The sequence below is a fragment of the Vibrio sp. R10-SG-ISO4 genome, from assembly GCF_059834135.1.
The window spans coordinates 82,193-106,578 of record NZ_JCBDHJ010000013.1; the positions used below are offsets into that span (position 1 = coordinate 82,193).

At 45.2% G+C, this 24,386-nt stretch carries 26 protein-coding genes and 1 pseudogene; 8 read left to right on the forward strand and 19 right to left on the reverse strand.

Annotated elements, in window-relative coordinates; all coding sequences use genetic code 11:
• Positions 1 to 99 precede the first annotated feature (99 nt).
• Positions 100 to 999 carry a LysR family transcriptional regulator gene (locus AC6R03_RS06830; RefSeq protein WP_500630260.1) on the reverse strand — a complete coding sequence of 300 codons (900 nt, stop codon included), beginning with the start codon at positions 997 to 999 and terminating at the stop codon, positions 100 to 102.
• Positions 1,000 to 1,101: 102 nt separating this feature from the next.
• Here AC6R03_RS06830 and AC6R03_RS06835 point away from each other — a divergent pair, with 102 nt between their 5' ends.
• The 3 genes from AC6R03_RS06835 to AC6R03_RS06845 all read left to right on the forward strand — a co-directional run bounded on the left by AC6R03_RS06835 (position 1,102) and on the right by AC6R03_RS06845 (position 5,230).
• Entirely contained in the window at positions 1,102 to 2,169 is a 1,068-nt protein-coding gene (locus AC6R03_RS06835) for a tartrate dehydrogenase (protein WP_500632341.1), read from the forward strand.
• Positions 2,170 to 2,287: 118 nt separating this feature from the next.
• Positions 2,288 to 3,265, forward strand: a complete 978-nt coding sequence (locus AC6R03_RS06840) for a Bug family tripartite tricarboxylate transporter substrate binding protein (protein WP_500630637.1) — start codon at positions 2,288 to 2,290, stop codon at positions 3,263 to 3,265.
• Positions 3,266 to 3,274: 9 nt separating this feature from the next.
• Positions 3,275 to 5,230: a tripartite tricarboxylate transporter permease gene (locus tag AC6R03_RS06845; RefSeq protein WP_500630636.1), complete on the forward strand. Its 1,956-nt coding sequence runs from the start codon at positions 3,275 to 3,277 to the stop codon at positions 5,228 to 5,230.
• 33 nt (positions 5,231 to 5,263) lie between these two features.
• Here the strand turns inward: AC6R03_RS06845 and AC6R03_RS06850 are convergent, their stop codons facing one another.
• Positions 5,264 to 6,190, reverse strand: a complete 927-nt coding sequence (locus AC6R03_RS06850; protein ID WP_500630635.1) for a helix-turn-helix transcriptional regulator — start codon at positions 6,188 to 6,190, stop codon at positions 5,264 to 5,266.
• A 117-nt stretch (positions 6,191 to 6,307) separates the two neighbouring features.
• Here AC6R03_RS06850 and AC6R03_RS06855 point away from each other — a divergent pair, with 117 nt between their 5' ends.
• From AC6R03_RS06855 to AC6R03_RS06865, 3 genes are read left to right on the forward strand one after another with little or no spacing between them, the layout of a single operon-like run.
• Positions 6,308 to 8,317 carry a TonB-dependent siderophore receptor gene (locus tag AC6R03_RS06855; RefSeq protein ID WP_500630634.1) on the forward strand — a complete coding sequence of 670 codons (2,010 nt, stop codon included), beginning with the start codon at positions 6,308 to 6,310 and terminating at the stop codon, positions 8,315 to 8,317.
• 47 nt (positions 8,318 to 8,364) lie between these two features.
• Complete coding sequence (locus tag AC6R03_RS06860; protein ID WP_500630633.1) at positions 8,365 to 8,691, forward strand: DUF2218 domain-containing protein; 327 nt, start codon at positions 8,365 to 8,367, stop codon at positions 8,689 to 8,691.
• Between the two features lie 5 nt (positions 8,692 to 8,696).
• Positions 8,697 to 9,614, forward strand: a complete 918-nt coding sequence (locus AC6R03_RS06865) for a siderophore ABC transporter substrate-binding protein (RefSeq protein ID WP_500630632.1) — start codon at positions 8,697 to 8,699, stop codon at positions 9,612 to 9,614.
• Between the two features lie 68 nt (positions 9,615 to 9,682).
• Here the strand turns inward: AC6R03_RS06865 and AC6R03_RS06870 are convergent, their stop codons facing one another.
• Both AC6R03_RS06870 and AC6R03_RS06875 read right to left on the reverse strand, forming a co-directional pair.
• Positions 9,683 to 10,015 carry a zinc ribbon domain-containing protein YjdM gene (locus tag AC6R03_RS06870; RefSeq protein ID WP_500630631.1) on the reverse strand — a complete coding sequence of 111 codons (333 nt, stop codon included), beginning with the start codon at positions 10,013 to 10,015 and terminating at the stop codon, positions 9,683 to 9,685.
• Positions 10,016 to 10,054: 39 nt separating this feature from the next.
• The gene (locus AC6R03_RS06875; protein ID WP_500630630.1) at positions 10,055 to 10,585 is read right to left on the reverse strand and encodes an HNH endonuclease; all 531 of its coding nucleotides are present in this window, start codon (positions 10,583 to 10,585) and stop codon (positions 10,055 to 10,057) included.
• 216 nt (positions 10,586 to 10,801) lie between these two features.
• Here AC6R03_RS06875 and AC6R03_RS06880 point away from each other — a divergent pair, with 216 nt between their 5' ends.
• Both AC6R03_RS06880 and AC6R03_RS06885 read left to right on the forward strand, forming a co-directional pair.
• Positions 10,802 to 11,074, forward strand: a complete 273-nt coding sequence (locus AC6R03_RS06880; protein WP_017191059.1) for a type II toxin-antitoxin system TacA family antitoxin — start codon at positions 10,802 to 10,804, stop codon at positions 11,072 to 11,074.
• Entirely contained in the window at positions 11,071 to 11,568 is a 498-nt protein-coding gene (locus AC6R03_RS06885; RefSeq protein WP_500630629.1) for a GNAT family N-acetyltransferase, read from the forward strand. The genes AC6R03_RS06880 and AC6R03_RS06885 overlap by 4 nt, the downstream gene beginning before the upstream one ends.
• A 46-nt stretch (positions 11,569 to 11,614) precedes the next feature.
• Here AC6R03_RS06885 and AC6R03_RS06890 read toward each other — a convergent pair whose 3' ends face one another.
• From AC6R03_RS06890 to AC6R03_RS06960, 15 genes and pseudogenes are all read right to left on the reverse strand, one after another.
• Positions 11,615 to 11,929: a helix-turn-helix domain-containing protein gene (locus AC6R03_RS06890; RefSeq protein WP_017049537.1), complete on the reverse strand. Its 315-nt coding sequence runs from the start codon at positions 11,927 to 11,929 to the stop codon at positions 11,615 to 11,617.
• A pseudogene (locus AC6R03_RS06895) lies at positions 11,916 to 12,248 on the reverse strand (type II toxin-antitoxin system RelE/ParE family toxin). The gene AC6R03_RS06890 and the pseudogene AC6R03_RS06895 overlap by 14 nt, the downstream one beginning before the upstream one ends.
• Positions 12,249 to 12,836: 588 nt before the next feature.
• Complete coding sequence (locus AC6R03_RS06900) at positions 12,837 to 13,283, reverse strand: DUF3015 family protein (RefSeq protein ID WP_500630628.1); 447 nt, start codon at positions 13,281 to 13,283, stop codon at positions 12,837 to 12,839.
• 5 nt (positions 13,284 to 13,288) lie between these two features.
• Entirely contained in the window at positions 13,289 to 15,139 is a 1,851-nt protein-coding gene (locus AC6R03_RS06905) for an Lnb N-terminal periplasmic domain-containing protein (RefSeq protein ID WP_500630627.1), read from the reverse strand.
• 126 nt (positions 15,140 to 15,265) lie between these two features.
• Positions 15,266 to 15,958: an alpha/beta hydrolase gene (locus tag AC6R03_RS06910; protein WP_500630626.1), complete on the reverse strand. Its 693-nt coding sequence runs from the start codon at positions 15,956 to 15,958 to the stop codon at positions 15,266 to 15,268.
• 435 nt (positions 15,959 to 16,393) lie between these two features.
• The gene (locus tag AC6R03_RS06915; RefSeq protein ID WP_500630625.1) at positions 16,394 to 17,392 is read right to left on the reverse strand and encodes an HNH endonuclease; all 999 of its coding nucleotides are present in this window, start codon (positions 17,390 to 17,392) and stop codon (positions 16,394 to 16,396) included.
• Positions 17,376 to 17,966 carry a class I SAM-dependent methyltransferase gene (locus AC6R03_RS06920; RefSeq protein WP_500630624.1) on the reverse strand — a complete coding sequence of 197 codons (591 nt, stop codon included), beginning with the start codon at positions 17,964 to 17,966 and terminating at the stop codon, positions 17,376 to 17,378. The genes AC6R03_RS06915 and AC6R03_RS06920 overlap by 17 nt, the downstream gene beginning before the upstream one ends.
• Positions 17,967 to 18,067: 101 nt before the next feature.
• Positions 18,068 to 19,612 (reverse strand): replication endonuclease, encoded by a 1,545-nt coding sequence (locus tag AC6R03_RS06925; protein ID WP_500630623.1) that lies wholly within the window; start codon positions 19,610 to 19,612, stop codon positions 18,068 to 18,070.
• A complete protein-coding gene (locus AC6R03_RS06930) occupies positions 19,609 to 19,794 on the reverse strand; it encodes a hypothetical protein (protein ID WP_500630622.1) in 186 nt (61 codons plus the stop codon). Before AC6R03_RS06930 ends, AC6R03_RS06925 begins: the two co-directional genes overlap by 4 nt.
• Positions 19,795 to 19,852: 58 nt before the next feature.
• Complete coding sequence (locus AC6R03_RS06935; protein ID WP_500630621.1) at positions 19,853 to 20,095, reverse strand: helix-turn-helix transcriptional regulator; 243 nt, start codon at positions 20,093 to 20,095, stop codon at positions 19,853 to 19,855.
• A 91-nt stretch (positions 20,096 to 20,186) separates the two neighbouring features.
• The gene (locus tag AC6R03_RS06940) at positions 20,187 to 21,092 is read right to left on the reverse strand and encodes a hypothetical protein (protein ID WP_500630620.1); all 906 of its coding nucleotides are present in this window, start codon (positions 21,090 to 21,092) and stop codon (positions 20,187 to 20,189) included.
• 265 nt (positions 21,093 to 21,357) lie between these two features.
• Complete coding sequence (locus AC6R03_RS06945; protein ID WP_500630619.1) at positions 21,358 to 22,566, reverse strand: site-specific integrase; 1,209 nt, start codon at positions 22,564 to 22,566, stop codon at positions 21,358 to 21,360.
• 303 nt (positions 22,567 to 22,869) lie between these two features.
• A complete protein-coding gene (locus AC6R03_RS06950; RefSeq protein WP_500630618.1) occupies positions 22,870 to 23,256 on the reverse strand; it encodes a tautomerase family protein in 387 nt (128 codons plus the stop codon).
• 143 nt (positions 23,257 to 23,399) lie between these two features.
• On the reverse strand, positions 23,400 to 23,843 hold the full coding sequence (locus AC6R03_RS06955; protein WP_500630617.1) for a hypothetical protein: 444 nt from the start codon (positions 23,841 to 23,843) through the stop codon (positions 23,400 to 23,402).
• Positions 23,844 to 23,977: 134 nt separating this feature from the next.
• Complete coding sequence (locus AC6R03_RS06960) at positions 23,978 to 24,355, reverse strand: hypothetical protein (RefSeq protein ID WP_500630615.1); 378 nt, start codon at positions 24,353 to 24,355, stop codon at positions 23,978 to 23,980.
• Positions 24,356 to 24,386 lie beyond the last annotated feature (31 nt).

A 24,386-nucleotide genomic window follows, 5' to 3' on the forward strand; every position in this document is an offset into this window, starting at 1 on the left:
TCCCGCTCTAATTTGTCTCAATAATATTAAAAACGACAATAGTTACAGTTCAATATACTGCGATAAGCCATCAAGAGCTCTTCTCGCGAGAGAAACACGCTACTGGTCGATCAGCTCTGGTGAGTGTTTCAACATTTCCACCAACCCCTGCCTAACAGAATCGGAGCACCCTTTAAGCCAAGCTGCGGCCAAAGGTAAACCGATATGGCTGTGTCCCTCTATCTCCCTAAAACACACATTCGATGGGGCGACACCGGTTGACCAAGAAGGCACAATGGCTAACCCCATTTCCTGAGCAACCAAATTCAAAATCGTCTGCTTTTCATTAGCCACTTGTGAAATCGTGGGCTGAAAGCCTGCAGCCTGAAACAACTTAAAAGTCAGGTCGTAACTATGAGGTCTGTCTTTGCGGTTCGGTACGATCATCGGAAAATCCGCAATCAAGTCGATGGTGACACGCTCGAGCGTCGCTAATGGATGAGAGTCTGGCAGTGCCAAGCGCAGTGATTCATGGCAAATAGGCTCGATTTCAATGCGTTCACTCAGACTGTCCGGCGGTCGGATGAGCGCCAAATCAATCGTGCCGGAGAGCAGCTTTGGAATCAGGCGCTTAGTTTTATCCTCGATGATACGAATCGATGCGTTCGTATGAGAGCGCTTATATTTAAGAATCAATTTCGGCAGCAACCCAATCGCGGCGCTGTCAATTGCCCCGACGCGCAATGTGTGAGGCGAACCAATCCGCAAGTTTTTGTACCGATTTTCTACCGCATCTATCTGATCAATGAGATGACACGCATCAAAATAGAACTGCTGACCAATCAACGTCAGCTCCACGCTTCTCGTCGAACGATTAAACAGTACGAGCCCCAGAGATTGTTCGAGCAACTTAATCTGTCGCCCAAACGCGGCGGGTAGCATGTTCAAACTTTGTGCAGCGCGCCCAAAATGTAGAGTGTCGGCGGCGGCGATAAAACACCTAAGCTGTTCCGTCTTCATCTTACCTCCTTATTATATCGTTAATTTATATAATAGAATGCCAGTGATAACAATTTATTTACATCTCATAATCAAAATCTAACAAGTAAGAAGGTAACCATTATGTCAACATACAAAATCGCGACCATTCCTGCTGATGGCATTGGGATGGAGGTCATTTCAGCAGGGGTTCAAGTACTTAAGTCACTAGCGAGCAGATTCCCGGAGCTCAGATTTGAGTTCAAACACTTTGACTGGGGCTCGGACTACTACCGCCAACACGGTGAAATGATGCCCCATGATGGCCTAGACACACTAAAAGGGTTCGATGCGATTTACTTTGGTGCGGTGGGCGATCCTGACATCCCCGATCACATTACCTTGTGGGGCTTAAGACTGCAGATTTGCCAAGGTTTTGACCAATACGCCAATGTTCGTCCAACCAAAATCATCCCAGGAATCCCATCCCCCCTCAAGGGAAGAACCAAAGGCGACCTAGATTGGGTCATCGTCCGAGAGAACTCGGAAGGCGAATACTCAGGTCACGGCGGACGCGCGCACAAAGGTTTTCCAGAAGAAGTAGGAACGGAAGTATCGATCTTTACCCGTGCAGGCGTAACCAGAATCATGCGATATGCATTCGAGATTGCGCAGCAACGTCCACGTAAGCTCCTGACCGTGGTCACCAAGTCTAATGCTCAACGCCACGGGATGGTGATGTGGGACGAAATTGCAGAGGAAGTGTCGAAAGAGTTCCCTGATGTCACGTGGGACAAGATGCTAGTTGACGCAATGACGGTAAGAATGACGCTTAACCCTGAATCACTCGATACTATCGTCGCCACTAACCTTCACGCCGATATCCTTTCCGATCTTGCCGGTGCCTTAGCAGGCAGTCTAGGAGTGGCTCCGACAGCAAACATCGCACCAAATAGCCCTTATCCCTCAATGTTTGAGCCGATCCATGGCTCTGCGTTCGACATCACTGGACAAGGAATTGCCAATCCTATCGCGACCTTTTGGACTGCAGTCCAAATGCTCGAGCATTTAGGCGAACATCAAGCCGCTCGCCTGGTGATGAGTGCCATAGAGTCGGTGTCTTCCGAAGGGATTTGCACACCCGACATTGGTGGGAAAGCAACCACTAAGCAAGTGACCGATGCGGTCATTGACTACATCCACAACCATTAAAAACTCGTCACACATTTAGAGGAGCTCATCGAACAAAGAATATCAAGGCGCGAAATAAGAACGATAAAAAATCGTCACCCGCTTCGCGCTTAAGTGAACCAATAACGAGGACGAAACAATGAAAACAAGTAAGTTAAGCTATATCACTAAACCATTGCTCACAACACTGGCTGCCGGTGCTCTATCGCTGTCTGGCTCCCTGTTTGCAGCCGATGACTACCCCAGCAAACCCATTAATTATATTCTGCCCTTTAACGCCGGTGGCGAGTCTGATCTTTCTGCACGCTTTCAACAGACCGTGTTTGAAAAACACGCAGGTGTGAAAACCGTCATTCAATATCAACCCGGTGCGGGCGGCGCAGTAGCTTGGTCACAGCTCAACAGTATGGAAGGTGATGGCTATACCGTGATGGGGATAAATATCCCTCACACCATCATGCAGCCGATTGTTAAGGAGTCTGGCTACACGACCGATGACCTCACGCCCATTTATTATTTTCATTACACTCCGAACGCGATTTTCGTCCCGGCAAACAGTCAATTCCAGAGCCTACCTGAACTGATCGATTACGCAAAAGCCAATCCAGGACTGGTCACGTTTGCAGGCTCAGGATCCAACTCAGCCAATCATATTGGTCAGGTATCGTTTGATAAGCAGGTGGGAGTGAAAACAACCTACGTCCCATTTAGCGGTATTGGTCCTGCCATGACAGCGCTAATGGGTAGCCAGGTGACCGCAGGTTTCAACTACGCCACATCTGGGGCAAATGCTGGTGACAAACTGCGCATGCTCGCAGTCTCGGCAGAAGAGCGTCTCGCGGCGTTTCCAGATGTCCCAACGTTCAAGGAGCTAGGCATCGATTTAGTGGGAGGGGCATACCGCGGCGTCGCTGTTCCGAAATCGACCCCAGAGGCCATTCGTGTGGAGCTCTCTCGAATTATCGGCGATATCAATAAAGACCCTGATTTTGTGGAAAAAATGGAGAGCAACGGATTTGTGCTTACCGACATCCCTTATCAAGAGATGGAGGCATTTATTGAAAAAAACAAAGCTGAAAACCAAGAAGTAGCAAAACTGCTTGGGCTAGTTAAATAGGGGTTCACGATGGAATTGCTTAGTTATTTACTTGATGCACTCACACCGATCAACCTGTTACTCGCACTGGTTGGTGTCGTAGCCGGCACAGTAATCGGAGCAATGCCAGGATTGTCTGCCACCATGGCGGTGGCAGTTCTCGTCCCTTTTACCTATGTGATGGGCCCCGCTTCGGGCTTGATTGTCCTCGGTGCAATTTACACCGGAGCTATCTATGGTGGGGCGTTTGCAGCAATTTTGGTTAATACTCCGGGCACCCCTTCTGCCATCGCGACGACGTTCGATGGCTATCCAATGGCTAAGAAAGGAGAAGGGGCCCTTGCCATTTCTCTGGCAACGTTCGCTTCAGTAGGAGGTGGTATCGTGGGTGGCCTTGCCTTATTGATGCTGGCACCACCACTCGCTCAAGTCGCCTTGGCCTTTGGTCCATCAGAATATTTCTGGATGGCGGTTTTTGGTCTGACACTCATATCGTCTCTTTCGGTGGGCAACACTCTCAAAGGCTTGATCGGCGCTTGCATCGGCTTATTGCTTTCTACGGTTGGCGTGGCGGTAGTCGGTGGTGACGTCCGCTATACCTTTGATCAGGTCTCACTGCTCGGCGGAATTGATATTACCTCTGCAATCATTGGATTGTATTGTGTTCCAGTGATCATCGACCTAGTCGCGAACAAAACCCCTCATCTAGATTTTGCTGAGGTATCAGGAAAATCGTCGCTGTCACGCGCCTTTTCTCTCATCAAAAATAGTAAGTTCAATCTGATGCGAAGCTCCATTATCGGCACCGTCGTCGGAATCCTACCCGGTGCAGGTGGTTCTATTGCGGGATTAGTGGCGTATACAGAAGCTCGCCGCAATGCGAAGAAAGATCAAAAATTTGGCGAAGGCGCATCAGATGGTATCGTCGCGACCGAATCTGCCAATAACGCGACCGTTGGCGGTGGTTTTATCCCAACATTGGTGCTTGGCATTCCTGGTACGCCACCTGATGCGATCATACTTGGGGCTTTGCTAGTCCAAGGCATTAAGACCGGTCCATCACTGTTCACTGAACAAGGCAGCATTGTCTACACCTTTATCTACGGTTTGATCATCGCAACGCTATTGATGCTGCCCGTCGGTTTAATTCTTGGAAAATATGCCTATCGTTCGATTGCCAAAACGCCAAAACAGTTGTTGGTCCCCACCGTCGCGTTCTTAACCGTTATTGGGAGTTATGCGATTCACAGCAACCCTCATGACACCTTTATGATGTTCATACTGGGTGTGTTTGCGTGGTTCTTAGGTAAATTTGGCTTCAGTGCTTCGCCAATTGTACTTGGCTTAGTACTAGGAAAGATCGCAGAACAAGGGTTTGTTCAGGCCTATTTGATAGGCTCGGCGCAAGGTAAAGTCTTCGAGATGTTTTTTGCTCGCCCCATCTCTATTGGCATCATTATATGTGCAATCATTGCGCTTGTGTTCCCGCTCTGGGCAGCAAAAAAGCATAACTTTGCTCCCTCTGACACGCCAAGAGATCACAAAGGCTCGACCATAGCGATCGGTGCACTGCTCATCGTCATAGGTGGCCTGCTGCTCAATCAAACGCAGAGCATGTCTAAACTAGGCGCAGTATTTCCCACTTATATTGTGGTCGCCATGATGGTCTTGGCAGTATTACTCATCGGTAAAGTATGGCGCGCTAGCGATACGGTCAATTGGTCTTCGCTAAAGATAAGCCCAACTATGCGACAAAGCGCTCTGATTGCCATTATGGCCCTCTGGACGCTCTTGATGACCACGCTTGGTTTTGGGTTATCCTCGTTACTCGCTTTTGTTGCCATTATGTTGATCGCAAACTTCGATAAAATAGAAACCTGCTCTATGAGTAAACACCTCACCGCTTCATTTGTTATCGTGGTGATGTTTTATCTGCTGATGCGTGATGTACTTTTACTCAGGCTGCCCACTGGGTTATGGTTTTAACACTGATCCAACGTAGCCCGTTCAAACAATGGGCTACGTTGGGCATTCAGAAGTGAATACTCGCTTTGCCCTTAGCTCTTTGTGCTCAAGGTTTGCGTTCTCACCCACCCGATTTGGCGAGTAACCAAACTGCTTTTTGAACGCGAGAGAGAAATTGGAGGGGTGACGATAACCATAACTGTAAGCGGCTTCACTGACCGTCATACAACCGGTCGCCAGTTTCACTCTGGCATCATTCAGCTTTCTGCGCCGTACATAGTGAGCAGCGGTCATGTTCATGTGATCTTTGAACAGTCTCTGCAGCGACGAAATACTCATATGCGCAAACTCAGCGATAGCCTCTAAAGTCAGCGCCTGCGTTAAATGGGTTTCAATAAAGGCAACAATCTCCGCCATCTCGACGTCTTGGCGCGCGTTAGGATGAGGGGCCTGAGTCACCTCGCACGCACACAGCTGGTTCATCAATTGGAGAAGCAGCTGATGGATGTTGATTTCCAGTTCGATGCGTTTGGCAATCGTCTCGGGGGGCGGCGTGCGAAGCAGTCTCTGTATTTCCTTAGCGGCCTCACTCGGCAAATCAAAATGAGCACTGGCGAGGTGAGCGGAGTAAAAAGTACGAAAAGCGCCGCCTTCAAGCGGTTTTGTTTCAAACCAAATTCGCGGCAACACAAGGTGAATTTTCTCGACCCACTGATCTTTCTCTACACTTCGCCAAAAACTGGCAGGGTGAACGAGATTGACGGCCATCACTTGCGCCTGAGGTTGCGCACTAAGCGTACATTCAAGCTGGTCATAACCAAACTCTAAATCTCCATCTAACAACACGGTAAAGATCACCGATGGGGTCGCAGGGGCAATCACTAGGCTCTCTTGCTGACTCCTCTTCCCGCCGCCAAAGACGTTAATCCCGTCCGCCATTTCCATGCGAAACAGTGACGGGGTGATCGGTTTTGAATGCATAACTTTCCTCATAACAAGTTGGCGATTTTGCATAATCATAAAAGCTGTTCATGTACTAGCGGTGTAGCATAACATTAATGATATTAATTATCATTTACAATGCATAAGAGGGAGTTCATGAACTCACATCACCAACCGATCGTTTCGGTATCGACTCTAGCCTTGGCCATTGCGGTCACACTCAGCAGCGGTGCCTATGCCGAGACCCAAAGCGACAACACGAACGATGAAACGCTCACAGTCTGGGGCACTCAAGTTTCGAGCAGCTCTGAGTTCTTGGGCGATCAAGACATCTCCATTAAGCAAGCGGATCACATGTCGGATCTACTGCGCAGTGTACCCGGCGTCGATGTCGGCGGTACTCATTCCGTTAACCAACGCATTACCATTCGTAGCCTCGGGGAAACGGACTTAGACATTCGCCTCGATGGCGCATCGCAGCACGCCAATATGTTCCACCATATCGGCAACCTCACACTCAACCCAGACATCCTTAAAGCGGTCGACATCCAAGTGGGCAACAACTCCGTCACCCAATCAGGCCTTGGTGGTGCGGTCTATTTTGAGACGAAAGACGCTCGAGACCTGCTGCGTTACAACGAAAGCTTTGGCGTCCGTGTGTATGGTGGTGTCGCCAGCAACGACAGTCGTCAAGGCTCTGTCACCGCATATGGTCTCTTGAACGATAATGTTGATGCGATGGTGTACGCGAACTACGTCGAACGTGATGACTTTAAAGACGGCAATGGTGACACCACCTATGGCGCAGCCGGCGATGTCGGCAATATGCTGTTCAAACTGGGTTATGAGCCTTCTTATCTGCATCGTTTTCAGCTCAGCTATGACCTCTACCGTGATGAGGGCGACTACAGCCCAAGACCGGATATGGGTGGCAGTGCCAACACTGAGCTCTCTGGTGAAGACTTAATCCCGACTCAGTATGACCGCGACACCTTTACGGGCTCCTATGAACTGCGGGGCGACAACCATCAAGGTAAAGTCACGCTCTATTCCAGTACCACTCAAATCGATCGTGACGAGTCAGCAATTACTGGCCGCTGGCCAGCCAACCGACACAGCCAGAACACCGCTAAAAACCAAAACTTGGGTGCCACCGCTCAGTTTCAGTCTAATCTAATGTTGGCTGAGCGTGGGCATCGCTTCACCTATGGGCTTGAATACATGGATAAGACCAGCGAAAGCGCCTATGGGGGTACGCCATTTATGCAAGAGCATGCAAAAAGCAGCGCTGGCTATCTCGAAGACAGAATTCAGCTCTCGCCAAGTTTCGCACTGACAGCGGGCCTGCGTTATGACCACTACATCCGTGATGCCGAAACCAGCAAGGACACGTTTAACGAGTGGACTTGGGCGCTTGGCGCCGATTGGGATATCACCGAGCAATGGACGCTCTTTGCCAGCACTCGCAGTCTATTTAAGGGCCCGGAGCTGCTTGAAACCTTTATCGCCTATCAAGATGTCGCCTATCTCGCTGACGATATTAAGGCAGAAACTGGCCTCTCAAGCGAAGTGGGCGCTCGCTACTTCCAACGCTTTGACCAGCATGCCATCAGTGCGAACCTAACGCTGTTCCAAAACGAGATTGACGACTACATCGGTGAATCCTACCAAGATGATGGCAGTTACTTGATTGAGAACATTGGTGATGCGGAGATCAAAGGCTTTGAGCTCAGCGCAGCCTATAGCTATCAGGCTCTGAGTGCGCGAGCGTCCTACGCTCGCAGTGACACCACCAACCAATCCACAGGCGGCCCACTGATTGCAGCGAACGGACGCAGTATGGACATCGGTGACTCAATTTCGCTCGGCATCGACTATGAGTTTGCAGCGATTGATACCACCGTCGGTTGGACATCCATCATCGTGCTGGAAGAAGATAATGTTCAAGAGGATCAGCCGGTTAAAGAAGCGTATAACACGCACGATCTCTATGCTCAATGGCGCCCTAGCCAACTGGATCGCTTGCAGGTCACCTTTGGTATAGACAACATTTTCGATGAAGCCTACACCTCGCACGCCTCACGCTCTGGTGCCGCACGTGGCGCTACCTTGGATGATCTAGAACCCGGGCGCAACTACAAACTGTCCGCCTCTTACGAATTCTAATGATAAGGAGACGCGCCTTGGGCCTTTAGCCTAAGGCGCACATTGCTATGGAATCCAACCAACTCTCCCCTAACGATTGCCAGGTTCATACTCAGATTCATTCTGAGCACTGCGCGCGCTACCTCACCACTTTATGTCGACATTTCAGTCGTAAGATTGAGGTTGAGTATAACGAGCGCCAAGGCGTCGCTTATTTTCCCTATGGGGTGTGTACACTCACCCTCAGCGAACCCGACAGTTTAGATATTCACTGCGCAGCACAAACCCCCGAGGCGCTCAGCGCCGTCAAGCAAGTGCTCACCTCGCACCTGGAGATGTTTGCCTATCGCGGCGATCAGTTTGCTATTCAATGGACTCAACCTGCTTCGGAGTAATGCACATGTTTACGCGTCTATTATTTCAATTCACGCTGGCCGTGATGACCTGCAAGGCACATGCGGCATCAATCGATGTCTCGCATATCAAAGGCCATATCGAACTCGATAAGCCGGCACAACGGGTTGTCGTGTTGACACATAGCGCCCTCGACACGCTCGACTTCCTCGAAGTCACGCCAGTCGGCGCTGTGCATATGCTGATGCCGAGCTACTTGGCCCACTACGGTGAGACGGTCACCAACGTTGGCTCTCTGTTTGAGCCCGATTTTGAAACCCTCTTTACCTTAAAACCCGACTTGATCATTGCCGATGAACGCATGATGCGCATTTATGATGATCTCAACGAGGTCGCACCCACGCTCATGCTGTCAACGACCAATGGACAATATTGGCACGATACCCAAGTGAACTGGCGTGCTATCGCGACGTTGGTCGGCAAAGAAGATAAAATGGCGTCGAAGATTGAAGAAACCGAGCAGCGCATTAACGCCATCCAGTCTGCGGTTCGCGCTGAGAAACGTGACGCGATGATGGTCATGAGCAGTGGCAAAAAAATCTCGACCTTCGAGCCACAAAGTCGCTTTTCCATCATCTTTGAAGAGTTCGGATTTTTGCCCGCATCGAGCCAAACAGTGGCCAGCGAGACTGGCCCGCACGGTAAACTGATTTCGTTTGAATACATCGCCGATGCCAAACCATCAACACTGTTTGTGCTCGACCGAGAGCAAGCCACTGGCAAAGCCCACGGCGCCGCGCAGCAACTCTTTGACAATCCGCTTATCGCGCACACTCCCGCAGCCAAAGCGCAGCGCATTGTCTACGTCGATCCTGCTGCATGGTATCTCGCCTATGGAGGCATTCATGCGACCGAGATCATGCTGGATGATGTCGCCAGTAGCCTCGACAGCTCGCCTCAGTAGTAGACTTAGGCAACACACATTAGAAACGCGAGTAAAACGCACACTCAATGGCAATGCCAAAGGGTGTGCTACTGCACCTTTTTCACAAACTGCGCCGTAATCACCATGTCACCGGACCCATCGACTTTGCAGTCCAACTGGTGATCTTTACCTTCTGTAATCCGACGAATGAGCGCTTTAGTGCCAATTTTCAATACTAGCGAACTGCCTTTCACCTTAAGATCTTTTGCCAACGTCACTTTATCGCCCTCACTGAGCAGCGTTCCGTTCGCATCTTTGACTTGTGGCTCACCCTGAACCTCATCAGGATTCCACTCATAAGCGCATTCCGGACACACTAAATGGGATTGGTCTTGATAAACGTATTCAGATTGACAATTCGGGCAAGGAGGTAAGGACATACTCATCATTCTTTTAGCGAGGAAACACACGGATAGTGTTCAACGTCTTGCGAGCGAAAGCAATGTTTTCGCCACTGATATCCATTGCACGCCAGTTTCATCAGCGTGTTGAAATTCTATTTGTAGTTCGTATTTTCGTGTGGACGCTACCCCTGACAATGCGCCGATGATGATGGAAATCGGCCCTGTGATCACGCCCAAAGATTGCGGGCAAATCATCCAGGCAACTCTTGAAACAATAAAGCCAATAGTCAGGATACGTATGATATGGTCTTTAATCGTATTCGCCTTAGGAGCTAAATCATGGCATTCCTTGCACATTAAAACCAAATTTGAAGGCTCTTCTGTACCACCCAAAGAATGTGGGATTATATGACAAATTTGCAATGGACATTTTGCCCACGCTTTGAGGTAATCACCACCTACAATATCGTATCGCCCATCCCACCCCTGACCGCAAGCCCAGCAAGTTGGTTCATTCAGATCGATAAAGCTTTTAAACACATTGGATTTATCGATCCAAAAATCTATGATTCTTGAAAGCTCTATACTTTCTCTTTCCGATTTCATGTTTCGTCCATACGATTTATCACTAGAACGCCTTGCTAAATGGCGCCTGCGATGAACTCGCAAAACCCACTAAACCCCAAACCAAAACCGCCGAGAGTTTGGCGTCCACTTGAGTAACTGGTTAGTTTGCGTGCCAAAGTGACACAGAGATTGATTATTGCACTCTTTAAGACCATAATACAGATGTGACATTTTGACACGCAAGGAGATAACATTATGGCTACTACTTTGCCTCGCATCACCGCTAGAGTTGATGTCGATACACAAGACTTGCTTGCTAAGGCTGCCGCGATCGCCGGTATGTCTAGCATCAACTCGTTTGTTCTAAGCGCTGCAATCGAAAAAGCCAAACAAGTCATCGAACGTGAACAAGCTTTAAAACTGAGCCAAGCTGATGCGATGCTGCTGATGGAAGCTTTAGACCGTCCTGCGACACAGAACTCAAAACTAAAAGCTGCTGCTGATCGATACGAGAGCAAAACTCAATGATGAATACGGTACTTCTAGATAAAGCTAAACACGATAGAAACCGATTCAACTGTGGCATCGAAGCTCTCAATAATTACTTAAAAGTAATGGCGAGTCAGCAAGCAAAGAAGGACAACACCAGAACGTTTGTTTTGGAAGATGACAGCGACAACTCACATGTCATCGGCTTTTACACGCTAACAATGACACCAATTGACTTAAAGGCATTGCCAAATAAGTTACAAAAAAAACACCAATCATCCACTTCTGGTGGTCTGATTGCCCGTCTTGCTGTTGATGACCGATACAAAGGGAAGGGCTTTGGTGAGTGGCTGCTTATCGACGCACTAAGAAAGCTATTAGCCGCTAGTGATAGCGTTGCATTTCCAGTTGTTGTCGTTGACGCCAAAGACGGAGCAAAACATTTCTATGAACGCTATGGTTTTCAAGCATTTCAAGACGCTGAAAACAAACTCTTCATCACCATTGCAGATGTGAGAGCAAGCTTAGGCTAGTTAACCGCTAGCCTTTAGCCACGCGTGCCGAATCACTCTTAAATTGTTATAGCTCAGCGATGTGCGACAGGGTTTCTGGGTGACGCTGAACCAACTTTAGAAGAGTTACAGCTTGTCCATTTGGTGCGCTACGCCCTTGCTCCCAGTTTTCTAACGTACGGGATGATGTGTGCAACAAACGAGCAAAAACACCACGAGACATATTAAACTGCTCTCGAATACTCACGATTTCATCAGGTGAGATATTTAACTCACTGATGTCGTTAACTTGATGAGTTTTAAGGGTAAGCTTGCCCTCTGAATGTTCTTTAGCCTCAACAAGTGCTGAACTTAACTCCGCAAATAGATCACGATTGCTCATTACGCCATGCCTCCACAAAAGCCTTTAGTTGTTTCTTTTGGTCTGCGGTTAAGTCGGACATTTCATTCTTGCCGTAAATCGCCAGCAAGTAGAAACGACGTTTTTCATCGAGGAAGTAATAGATAACGCGAGAACCACCACGCTTGCCCTTACCTTTACTTGCAACTCGAATCTTTCGCAAACCACCTGTACCTTGAATCACGTCACCCTACTTCGGGTTAGACATTAACTCAGCTTGAAAAAGCCTAAACTCATCATCGCTGAGATATTCATTACGGTACTTTTCAAATATGGTTGATTCGACAAATACACTTTTCATACGCAAAGTATACGCAAGTAACGTACAGATAAGCAAAACTATACGTGATTAACGTAGCAATATTTTTGGGGCAGTAAATCTGACCTAAGCTATAACGCCGCGTTAATGTGTAACTATAAAAAACACAAAACCATTATAAACAACAACTTAAACCAAAAATAAACATCACAAACACTACTCATGTAGCATATGTGTAGCTTAGCAATTGTACAATCTCAGTCAGAGTTATAAATCCTTCTTTACTGTATCAAACGCGCTTTTGGACATTTGTGAGTTACGACAAAGGGCTTGTTTCTACCCTTGAGGAAGTTCTAAACCTCTAACAACGAAGAACGGCACCACTTTTCAGGGTGCCGAATCTGCAAAAAAATGGACATTACCGTGCAACGCGATTTTGTAACTGCCACCTGATTTATGCAGCCATAAAGATAATCTATGCAATATTACAGTTCATTCCAACGAGCCTATCGGCTATGCTCGATTGGTTAGAATTTCTTTTTCGACAATGGTGGGGAATTGGAGTGGCAGGTAAGGTAAGTGTAAAAAAAGGCCACCGAAGCAGCCTTACTTACATTTATATTTTTGCAATTATAGGCTAGCCATAACTACGTTATAGTAAGCTTCAGGAGTCGCTTGTTTTGCTACAACCTGATCAGCCATTTCGGTGCGGATAGTTTTTAGAACTTGTGGTTGTTGGCTTTCTTCAACTTCAAGCATATTCAACATTGTAGTCAGATGAATACCTGCCCCTTGTGATGTTTCTTCAATAACCTGATCGTAGTTATCTTGGATAAACTGTGCAGTTTTTACTTCTTTGCCGTCACATGAGTCTTCTGAAGAAACTTTAGATGATACTGCTGTTGTACCTAAGTCCCAGATGATATTGGAAATAGCTGCTGCGGTACCGTTGTCATCAAAAATCATTGCGCCAATACCACAATGCTTCCATGGGTTAATAGTAGGTTTTTCTTCCGCAATTGCATTTCCAACCAATAGATTTGATACAACTAGTGCACAAAGTGTTAGTTTTTTCATTTTTATTACCAATACGTTGAAAAGTTTATAGCGTATTCAAAAGCTTTATCATATTGGACTAGCGTTCTAAAATCGAAGTCTCGATTCTGAAAAAAACGCTGTTCCCATTTGAGATAGTTTTTGTATTCTGCTATTTTATTTAAGTTATAGCCACTTCCCACTTTTAGGGAAGTAACCCAGTACGGAGCTATATTTAGCACCGCTCCAACTTCCGGACCAAGGTAAGCAGTACCGTTAGAAAGGTCCGAAAACTGAATTTCACCAGCTATAGCTGCATAGCCTGCTGAATTATTTGTCAAATTAAGGCTTTCCCCTATAAAACCGCCAATATACATATCAGAGCAGTCAATACAGGAGATATTGTTTGGTTTATAGCCTGCGTTAAGAGCCCATGCATGGAATTTATCTTCAGCTAATCCGGTCTGAGATACATTTAGATTCAATACATTGAACAAAGTTAGCTCTCGTACTGACCAGCTATTTTTTTCTGAAGTGTATAGCAAGCTCAAATCAAAGGTATTTAACTCAGAAAATGGTATTCGCGCAGCATTGATATTCAGCAAATCATAGTAGTTTGCACGAAAGCGCAGGTTTACCCCTTCTCCAAATGCATCATTGTATAGCGGAGATAGTTGAAACATTGCAGTATTTTGGGCTTTATGGGGTGGTTGCGTGTTTGGCTCTTTCCAGCTAGTTTGTCCTGCCGGCAAATTGAAACGCTCGGTAAGCAGCTTTTCTCGTTTTGCCATTTCTGCCTTAGAAAGACCGTCATGTTTAACTTCTAGGAACGCGTAATAGTCATACATGGTGTCAATCACTCGCTTTGCCTCTTCTTCATCAAGAACGCGAATGACAGCCAGAGTTTCATCCAATGGAGCTTCAATAATTTTTTCTACACTATTTTTCTCATCAGAATTGAGCTGACTGAATCGGTTGTATAATTTCTCCTGACGAGACTCATGGTAGATCACCTTGTGCACATAGCTTTGTGTCTCAGGTTGGTTGAGCATCATCACTAAATCATAGGGCATTACCCAGACCTTTTTGGGAGCCAAAAGGGGCTTATCAACAACCAGCTCTAATAGCTTAGCCAATTGATAGCCGCAATTTTGCTTGAAAAAGTAGTAGGTCATGCTGGTATTTTCTAGCTCCCACAAGTGTGCAAGTAGAAAATCAATTTTTTCTTGGGGTAGGTCTAGCTGGTACTCCCATAAATCACGAAGCTCCGACTCGTTGTAAGCCAGGTTTTGATGGTGGTACTTCTGGTTTGCAAAGTGCCCTTGATAACCTCCAGTAATGCCTTTGTAGATATAAACAAGCTTGTTGTCAGAGCCCGGAACCATCGCTCCATAACTATACGTGTTATCGAGTAATTCCGTGCTACCACGGGCATTAAATTTTAGTAGAACATGCCCATACATTGATGCAGGATTTCCAAGATAGCCGCTTGCGTATACCACACTAATGCTTTCGGTTCTAAACGCATCAATATATTGTTCATACGATGGGCATCTTGCTTCAGGAAATGACATGTCGGGCATCACATTTTTTAGCCATATTTTCCTAGCAGGGAAACGGCATTGCATACTAGGCGTTTTAGTAAATGCCTGAACAGTCTCTCTTAGTTCTGTTTCTGGGTCATCTTGACCGATGGGTGATAAAAAGAATGATGGGCTAGTAACAGCGCTACCAGATGAAAACAATCCTTCTTCATGATGAAGAAGTAAATGCCACGTAGGCGAAGAGCTAATTGTTGCCAAGTCATACTTTAGTATTGTTTCTTTCTCCTGTGAGAAAGCTGCTCTAGATACAACGCAAGATATGGCGATAAAAATAAATATAATTAACTGTTTCAAGTGTAATAAGGTATACCAACCAAACTCTAGTGTATTTGTTCTAGAGGGCAATCTATACTAATACTTTAGTTAAATCAATAAAATTAGTTATAAACATTCTTGGTATCTATATGATAAATAATTAATTTAATTATCAGTACCACATACTTGCTTATGAGGTTGCAGGTTAGACCACTGCTTCAACTGGCAAATGAGTTTATTACGCCAGACTGGGTCATCCCAAATCGTAATATGGCCTCTGGTTTCAGAAATCCAAAGTTGCTTAGGAGCATTGGTTTGTTCAAACAGTGCCTCTGCATGACTTGAGCTAATTAGAGGATCATTGTTACTGTGAGCAATAAGAATGGGAACGCCCATTACCTGAGATACTGCGGTTAATGGGGAGTAATCAGTGGTAATAAACCAGCTTAAAGGATATTGAAAGAGCCAGGTGAGCCATGATTTCCCAAGGGTTTCTTGCACTATCCTCCGGTGTGAACTAAAGGCACTGTCAATAATCAACCCTTGTGGTTGCTCTGTCGGGGAAAGCTCGGCAACTAAATTCACTGCGACGGATGCTCCTAAGCTTTGTCCCCATACTATATTTGGCAGATTGCTTGTTTGTTGACCTAGAAGTTGCTGATATCCTGCTCGTGCATCTATCTGAATCGATGCAAAGTCTGGCTCCCCTTCAGAGAGACCATAACCGCGATAGTCCATTATCACAACTTCCCACCCAATTTTAGATAGCCAATAGATATTAGCAACATGATAACTAAGGTTCTGAGCATTCCCATACAAAAAGAAAACTGTACCTTGCTTTTCCTTGTCTCTAAGCACTTTCCACGCGTGTAACTTTGTACCGTCATCGGCATAAAAAAGAAATCAGTCTTCGTAAACTCCAAGATTTCGGGAGATTGTACTAATTTTTTTGTTGGTCAAAAAAACAAACTCTCGCATCCCCAAAGCGTAAAAGAGATTGATAGACATACTAGAATTTTTAGCAACCGAACCATCTGCACCTCTCTATAGATGTATTCACTTTAGTTTGAGTATCGTTGCTAGGGTGAAAATGTCTAATTGCAAACGATCTCGTTAAATGAATTTGCATAAAAATGCAGACAATGATTCCTGGTTGGCCACACCGTTTTTGGGCGGTTCTGGGAGAAAGCTATCACCGCATCTTAACTTCCGTTCGTGCAGGTAGTGCCGATCAATCAGGGACGGAATTTATCGGTTCAAAATCAGGCTGAATTGCAAAGGGGCATAAACAAGTTACTTATTGTTCAGCGCCGTGATCAGCCTTCTATAGAATGGGTCATTGGCTGGGTCATATGACTCAGCCCCTCCCCAATAGTATCGGCCCAATACTGTTTTCATGTTGTCATAATGCGCTGTTAAAGCACTGGCTCGGCGTTTTGACGTTGTTCCTAGTGCCGTTTGAATTTTGGACTTCCAAGGATGGTTGCTGCCCATAATGTTCTCGTTGCGCGCTATGAGCTTTCGTATGAAATGTTCACCAACCAAGCGGTCTAACTTTAATAGATTACAGTCACCATGCGCCAACACCAAGTTCCAAACTTCATCATGGTTTATCACTTGCCTAGGCAAAACATGATCGACATGAATATCGTCACCCATCGGTTCACCACAGTAGAAACACACGTTCCCCTGATAACCAGATAGAAAAGGAATGTTGTGGGTCAACGATTTCCGCTCATACCCGTCTTTGAGATAGATTTCTCTGATATCGTTAGCTAACTCAAATGAGCTTTGGTTTATGCTGAACGCGCCTTCAAGCAGCCCCCACCTTGCACTAATTTCACTTTCCAGCGTGTCTATCTGGTTTTGAGATAGACCTAACAGGCTATCCTTGAGAACTAATCGCTTACCTTGCTCAATGTCATAAAAATAATTAGCAACGATACTTTTGTCAGTGCCAATTGTCTGAAATCTAGGTACGACATCTTCAAACGCTGTATCACCTACTTTTTGAATAGCTTCATTTTCTGTCAAAACACCGAGTTGATATTCTTTAACGATACGCTCCATTTTGGTGAGTCTATTCGGGTTACCTTGCTGTGGCATAGGATTCGACTCCAAGCGACTTAGGTAGGCATTAAAGTAGTTTCTAGACAAATCTCCCCAGAGTAATTCATTGGATTGATTTCGTGACGCTTGAAGCAAAGTTTGCGCTAGTGCCATTTTGTAAGTTGCGGCATTTAATCCAAAAAGCACGATGCCTTTGAAGAAGTCTTCATTGGTAAATTTCATGTTTGCCCTTTATTAGCAATGCGTTCAACCAACGCTCATTCTCTCGACCTTTACGTAAATCTGACGTAACCCAAGTTTTCTTTATCGTCAGTGGTGTTTCGTCAAGTATGGTGGCGAGCCGTAGTTCATTAAGATTAGTAAAATGGCGCCCATCTCTTTCAACTTCATCTTCTCCATACTTGAATGAGCAATAGAATACGCCGGAGCTTTTCAAGTGAGCACATAGATTGTTGAACGCCAATACTAACTCTTTATATGGGACATGAAGTAACGAAGCACACGCCCAAACCGCATCAAATTTATCTTTTGCTACAAAGCGCTGAAACGTTGTCACCTCTACAGGCTGACCAATTAGCTCTTCTGCGAGTCTAGCTAGCTCCCGACTGGCATCAATGGCATGTACTTGATAGCCCATTGACTTAAACGCTAAGGTATCGCGACCAGAGCCGCACCCTGCATCTAGGATGTGCGCGCTTTCCTCTAAATGTGGAATGAATTGCTCATAGAGACTCATCATTTCTACATTGATTGTTCCATTGTAGAAATCCTGAGCATTGTCATCGTAGTAGTTCATTAAGCGCTATTTTGATTGCCAACTTTCCTAGTAGTTTACTATCAAACTCATTGGTTCTACTCGTTTTATATCAAAAATACAGTTATTCACAGAACTCCAAGTTAAAAAGCATGTCGCACGATTGATTCGATGCGCCACTCAAAAATTCTTGTAATGAACTCGCGCCCTGCGGTGATGACACCTTTTAACGCCCGTATAAGCTCCTGTGTGCAATATTGGCTTGTTTTTACCACCCCATTGCCTTTATCTACCGAAAGCTCGTAGTAAGGCTTAAAAACCTGCTCTTTACGCATACTAAAGACTCCACCCATTTTTTGAGTAAATGTTTTCCAGTCACCTTTGTCTGCTGCTTCGATGATTTCTTTCGCTCGTTCTGGCAAACCTTGCATATCTTTGAGCCGTCTTAACTCTCGCCATACCGTCACAGAGCAACCACCCAATTGCTGAAACTGTCGAATACCCCAACACGCCGCCCACGCATCGACTCGCGCAGCGGCTTCTAATGGGTCTTCACCATACACACCACAATCTATGTCACTGCCATCGATATTTTTTGAAATGTACTTGGCGATGTAACCCGTTGCTGAACCTTTCTTTGGGTCAATTTTCACTTCTGTAAAACGGTGCTCACTCGCCCCTGTTTCTTCGCCGTCTTCCTTTAGAGCATATTCACGCATTATTGAGACCATTTCTTCATAGTGTTTCGGCTCGACAAATAACAGCAAATGCCAATGCGGTGTTCCATCATGTTGTGGCTCTGCTACACGAAAACCATAAAACCGAATATTCAAACGGCTCAATTTCGCTCGGATAAGTTGCCATACGTTATTTAAGTAAGATTGTCCGTCTAGCGGTGTATAGCCGCCCCATTTAGGATTTTCACGCCCTGACTTTGAGTAACTACGGTGATACTTAGATGGGCACGTAATGGTAAGAAACGTTGCTACATGAGAAAGCTCATTGGCCAAGTCCTCAAACCCTCGCGCGCGTACCATTAATTCACTTTTACGAATCTTTGGATCGGACACGCCTTTCTGGGACAATTCAAGCAATGAAAAACTTTGGCCATGCTCATTGGTCGCAATTGTATTTTCTAGATAGGCTTTTTGATATTGCTTCTGTTTAACACGAGCAATCAGAGTTGGCGTAGAACAGTACAGACTGTTTTTCTTATTCACCCGGTTAAGATGATGCAAAACCGTCTCGATATTACGTCTTAACGCCTTTCTAAGCTGTCTAAGCCACCATTTGTGATCACTGTACCGTCCTAACTCACCCGCCAGCGAGTACAACTGTGCTTTGATTACTATCCCCTCAGTTTTCACCAGCGCACGAACAGGCTCTAAAGCAATGGTGTCATTACGGTATTGCCTACGCAATGCCAGAACCGATTTAGCGTTATGTTTGGCTCTTTGTCTTAAATCGTCTTCTGATAGATTTAGCTCAAGCTTAGATAGTGGGATCGATAACTTTTTAGCCAATTCATCGGCTGTCACCCTTAAGTAAGTATTGCGCTCAAACTTAGTCGGTTTGCGCATATATTCACTGAACAGAATATTTTGAACTTCTACCGGAAAGCGATAAAGCCTTTGCTCTGCAAAGGCTCTATCATCACGGTCTATCACTGATAAGTTTATGCAACTCATAACGCCGTTTTCCCTTTTTCAGTAAGAGAAAACACGTCCCAACGAATACCAAACATCAAGGTGCTCTTATAGGTGATAAGCCCCTCTTGAAATAGCTTCTCAATGGTCTTTCTAAATACGCGTATTGGTAGCCGTGTTTTAGGCTGAACATCACCGTAGTTCGGACAATATTCCGAACACATTTGAAATGTCCGTCCTGTGCGCATCCATGTTAATAACGTGATTTGGTCAGGCGTCAGATTACACATACATCAGCCCCCCTTCAGAAAGGTGACTCAACTTAGTATGGCTTTCTAACCATTGGTCTAAATCTTCTTTGAGGTAGCGTACTGCTCGACCAATTTTAATGAATGGTGGTGCATCAGTGCGATTCTTACGATGCCCTTCCATTCGAGCTTGTCGTAAGAATGAACGACTCATACCGATATAAGCCGATGTTTCCTGTTCAGTGTATGCGCGTTTTTCAACAGTAACCTGTGTCATGTTGTTGTCTCCTTGTGTTTATGGAGACTCAACACTAATCGCTTGAAACGTCAATTGACGCTGACATTGACGTTATCATTGACCTTAATTGTTATTCGGCTTTGACCGCCTTTCTTACACGAGCTACCAGCCCTCTTCGAAAGGAGTCATAAGACATCGTTAGTGTCGAATCAACACCCCGACCAAACCAAGAAATATCATCCGCTGTCATTTCGTCAATGACACTATCAATATCATACTTTCGCTTCCCTTCTCGATTGACATCAAGGCGTAGTAAGCGCCATATTTTGTCGGTTCTCAAGTTACGGTCGCTGCGAAGTATTCGATACACAATCTGTTCAATAGGGTGTGTGACCACTTCATCAGAGCACACCTCAATCACGTTTTGACACGTCGGTTTTTCAGTGTCATTTGAACCCAACACTGTGCTCAATTCATGCAAATCTAAGCGCAAATCTTCAGGCTTGATGACAATATTGGACGCTTGGAAATACAGAGTATTATCAACCTCTCTTGGCATCCCTTCGGGCGGTTCCTTATCACTTAAGCTCATCAAAGTTGCAATAAAGTTCGACCCTACTTGCTTCAGTGATTGCCCCATTAGAACTTTGGTGAGCGCGACAAATGGTTTTTGTGGAATAGCGACATTTGAAACCATTTTCAATCGAGTATTGGTAATTGCTCCAAAGACAGACTCTGGGCTTTTCCAATGTTGTATCTTGTTTGGTTCTAGAACTAAGACTCGCTTAACGATTTGCTTCTGATTGGTGCGAGTGAACGCCCGCGAAACATCCTTAGACAGTGCTACCATTCCATCGTAAGAAAAGACCATAGAGACCGCGTCTTTCCCTTCAACAACGTGTAGGGCAGACATATGGCGCTCAGTGATTCTGGCGCATAGTGGAAACAAGCCTTGCTCTACGAAGTCCAGGATGTCGCCTTGTGTATAAGAGGTTTTTTGTTCAATCTCATCTAATCGAATAAAGCGTCTTTTCACTGCCAACCGTCCATTTGACGTTATCTTACTACTATAAAGATTCGTTACATAACGTTAGGTAACGAACTGTGTGTGCATATACTTTTTAAAACATTCCAAATCGATTTTAAATCCGTTAGGTAATGTTATTTTAAATAGCTCACGCAATTGCCAAATAGCATCGGCTATTCTGGCTTTAAGCTTGATTGTACAAGGCTCAAGCTTTACTACATTGACCGTTAATCAAGCCTATTAGGTTAAGTGATTAGCCTATTAGGCCAACACACTAACCTATTAGGTTTACCGCAGCGGATTTATGTTCGGGCGCAAGATGCGCATAACGCAACGTCATTTTCATATCGGCATGACCAAGCAGCTCACGGACAACGTTTAAATCAGCCTCTTTCATGACAAGCTTGCTAGCGAAGTGGTGGCGCAAATCATGAAAACGGAAATTCTCTATTCCCGCATCGTTGAGTAAGGTTTCCCACTGGTACTGATAGGTACTAATCGGAGAACCGTTTTTTTCAAACACCAGTATCGATTCTGGATTTTGCTTATGCCATACCGACAACATTTCATAAACAGTGTTGTTAAGAGGAATGGTGCGCTTGTTCTTAGACTTGGCATTTTCCGAACGAATCGTAAGGTAGCGGTCTTCCATGTTGATGTGCTCCCACTTCAAGGTAAGCATTTCGCCCTTACGCATGCCAGTGTTCATCGCTAAGATGATTAGTGGCTCTAGGTAGTCGATATAGCGTTGTGAAACGATAACCTCGGCTCGCTTGCCGTATTTGTCTTGGTACTCTTGTTTCAACCGCGCGTCTCGCATGCGGATACTATTAAGCAAAGCATTTTCCTCACTGGTTGAAAGATAACGAATCCGTTTGTTATCAATTCGAGGAATCTTCACGTTGTCGAGCGTATGAGAATCAATAAACCCCCACTCCACAGCCCGATTGAAGACAGCACGTAAACGGTTATAGAGGTTGGAAATCGTTGCAGGGGTGCGACCTAGTTTACTTTTCTCCGATACCCATTGCTGAATATCCCATGCCTTAATGTCTATCAGCGGTGTGTCTGCTAAATGTTTGAACGCATTCTTGAGAGATTTGAACGCCTTTTCTGCCGTTTTAACGTTAATCGAGAAGAGGTAAGCCTTATAGTGCTCATCGAGAAACTTCCCAAGGGTTAGACTGTTTCTGAGCGCTTCTTTTTTTGCATCATGGCGGGTAACTTGAACATCTTCACCACTGGCAACTTGACCTGCTTTCTCTTTTGCAAGGTCTCGAGCTTGTGCAGGGGTCAGTGCGGTTGCAGAGCCTAGTAAGAAGTTACGTTGTTTGCCGTTAATGCGGTAGTAGAGGTAATACTTGATCACGCCCTTGGGAGATATGCGCGCATGAAATCCACTGATTTCCGTATCGTTGAGCCGCTTATCTTCGACCTTAAAGTTCTTAATCGAGTTTGCTGTGATTTTTTGCTTGATTGCCATGACACATTTCCTTGTGTAGCTAATATGTAGCAAAAATATTGTATAGCGGCAGACTTCAATGAACAACCATAAACACATAAAATCCATGTAACCAATTGATATTAATTGTATTAAATATCTTTATTGTTTTTCTTTGTTCATTGAGGATTACTAGACAATCGCAGCGTTAAGTAGTGAGCAACGCTACCACCTAACATAAAACTTTGTGCCGTAAACACTAAAGCGGATTCAAATCAAAACTGCCAAGCGTTGCGAATCTGCCTTAAACGCTTTGTTATACGTTTGTTTCCACCATATCCACAGCTAGACATTTACCTTATATGTCAGGTCTTTAACGTCATCTCCGGTCATGCCACGAAAACCCCAGCAGTGTGGTGGTTGCTCCTTGATCGTGATTTCGATGTCTACAGGAGAAATACCCAAACTAGATTCGATATTGGCAAAAAGTGCCTTTATAAGAGCTTTTTTAGTTTCAGCTTTACGCCCTTCCATCATATTGATTTCGATGACTGTATAAGCATCCGTACGACCTTCTGGATAATAGAAGTTAGACTGATCGAGTGGCACAATTCTGTGAGCACGCTTGCTTTCGGGCAGACTCAACACTTGTGTCATCGAGGCTTGAATTACATCAGATAATTGAGCCTTGATCGGGTTCAAATACTCTTTGATTCCATATATTACTACCACCGTTCCTCCTTAGAACGTATAACGCCGCGTTAAGTGGTGAGCAACGCTACCACCAGACTTAAACCATTGTGCCGTAAACACTAAAGTCGAATCAAACCGAAAATGCCAAGCGTTGGGAATCCGTCTTGAACGCTTTGTTATGTTTAATTAAACACTCCGGATAGCAAATTCAGAACATTGTTTGCACTTAGTGCATCCCTAACTAGATTTGTCGCATAATCTATAGAGCCTCTCTTAACTGCATCTTTAAGTTGCTCACCAAGTGACTCGTTTGACTCGACTGAAGATGGTACGGATTTTAGCAACTGAAGACCTTGAAGCGATAGTGTCATTCGGGAGTTCCACGCACCACCAAATTTCCCAATTAGATAACCCGAGTCAAACAGCCAGGAAAGAGTATAAGAAAAAAACTCATTATCTTCTTCACTAAGAGGATCGACAAATTCGCCACCGTCATCCCAATATCCGGTTGCGTCATAATCCATTAATTCACAAGGATCGAGAACAATTTGCTTAGGAAACTCTGAATATAGTTTTTCAAAGACTCTTGCAACAAGCTCATCAAATTTTTCTATATTTTCGCTCATACTTCCTCATTAAACATAACGCCTTGCTAACGGGCGATAACGCTTAACCACCCAACTAAAAATTTGTGCCCTAAACACTGAAGCCGATTTGAATGAAAGTGGCCAAGCGTTAGGAGTCCCTGTTAAGCAATTTGTTATGCGATTGGTGATGATAACTTTGAATTTGCCATTCGCACGATTTGACGGATGGGCTGCAATTGAATTTCTGAAATAATAGCAGCAACAAACCCAACAATTACAACTGGAATTCCAACTGATAAACCAAACCACATAGTGCCACTCAAATCAGGCTGCCCCCACTGACTAGAGAGCGACGATAAGATGGAAGAAAGACCCAAAGTCAACGCTAGAAGCTGAACCCAAGTATGGCTAGACACTACAAAAGTATTTGAATAAGTACTTTTACGAATGATAGCTTTACCAGCTAATCCTCCTACTTTAACTCGAATACTTGAGTTACTACCGGATACTTCATACCCCTGAGCAACCAGTTCATCAATTATTTTTTCCACTCCAAATTCCTTTTTCGTCGGGTCGCATAAC

Coding starts and splice junctions, on each gene's coding strand:
- AC6R03_RS06935 (WP_500630621.1), bottom strand. CDS start 20,095: ATGACACAGGTTACTGTTGAAAAACGCGCATACACTGAACAGGAAACA.
- AC6R03_RS06850 (WP_500630635.1), bottom strand. CDS start 6,190: ATGCATTCAAAACCGATCACCCCGTCACTGTTTCGCATGGAAATGGCG.
- AC6R03_RS06945 (WP_500630619.1), bottom strand. CDS start 22,566: ATGGCAATCAAGCAAAAAATCACAGCAAACTCGATTAAGAACTTTAAG.
- AC6R03_RS06915 (WP_500630625.1), bottom strand. CDS start 17,392: ATGAAATTTACCAATGAAGACTTCTTCAAAGGCATCGTGCTTTTTGGA.
- AC6R03_RS06865 (WP_500630632.1), top strand. CDS start 8,697: ATGTTTACGCGTCTATTATTTCAATTCACGCTGGCCGTGATGACCTGC.
- AC6R03_RS06830 (WP_500630260.1), bottom strand. CDS start 999: ATGAAGACGGAACAGCTTAGGTGTTTTATCGCCGCCGCCGACACTCTA.
- AC6R03_RS06835 (WP_500632341.1), top strand. CDS start 1,102: ATGTCAACATACAAAATCGCGACCATTCCTGCTGATGGCATTGGGATG.
- AC6R03_RS06930 (WP_500630622.1), bottom strand. CDS start 19,794: ATGTGTTCGGAATATTGTCCGAACTACGGTGATGTTCAGCCTAAAACA.
- AC6R03_RS06925 (WP_500630623.1), bottom strand. CDS start 19,612: ATGAGTTGCATAAACTTATCAGTGATAGACCGTGATGATAGAGCCTTT.
- AC6R03_RS06955 (WP_500630617.1), bottom strand. CDS start 23,843: ATGAGCGAAAATATAGAAAAATTTGATGAGCTTGTTGCAAGAGTCTTT.
- AC6R03_RS06855 (WP_500630634.1), top strand. CDS start 6,308: ATGAACTCACATCACCAACCGATCGTTTCGGTATCGACTCTAGCCTTG.
- AC6R03_RS06900 (WP_500630628.1), bottom strand. CDS start 13,283: ATGAAAAAACTAACACTTTGTGCACTAGTTGTATCAAATCTATTGGTT.
- AC6R03_RS06870 (WP_500630631.1), bottom strand. CDS start 10,015: ATGTCCTTACCTCCTTGCCCGAATTGTCAATCTGAATACGTTTATCAA.
- AC6R03_RS06845 (WP_500630636.1), top strand. CDS start 3,275: ATGGAATTGCTTAGTTATTTACTTGATGCACTCACACCGATCAACCTG.
- AC6R03_RS06920 (WP_500630624.1), bottom strand. CDS start 17,966: ATGAACTACTACGATGACAATGCTCAGGATTTCTACAATGGAACAATC.
- AC6R03_RS06840 (WP_500630637.1), top strand. CDS start 2,288: ATGAAAACAAGTAAGTTAAGCTATATCACTAAACCATTGCTCACAACA.
- AC6R03_RS06880 (WP_017191059.1), top strand. CDS start 10,802: ATGGCTACTACTTTGCCTCGCATCACCGCTAGAGTTGATGTCGATACA.
- AC6R03_RS06860 (WP_500630633.1), top strand. CDS start 8,365: ATGGAATCCAACCAACTCTCCCCTAACGATTGCCAGGTTCATACTCAG.
- AC6R03_RS06875 (WP_500630630.1), bottom strand. CDS start 10,585: ATGAAATCGGAAAGAGAAAGTATAGAGCTTTCAAGAATCATAGATTTT.
- AC6R03_RS06885 (WP_500630629.1), top strand. CDS start 11,071: ATGATGAATACGGTACTTCTAGATAAAGCTAAACACGATAGAAACCGA.
- AC6R03_RS06890 (WP_017049537.1), bottom strand. CDS start 11,929: ATGAGCAATCGTGATCTATTTGCGGAGTTAAGTTCAGCACTTGTTGAG.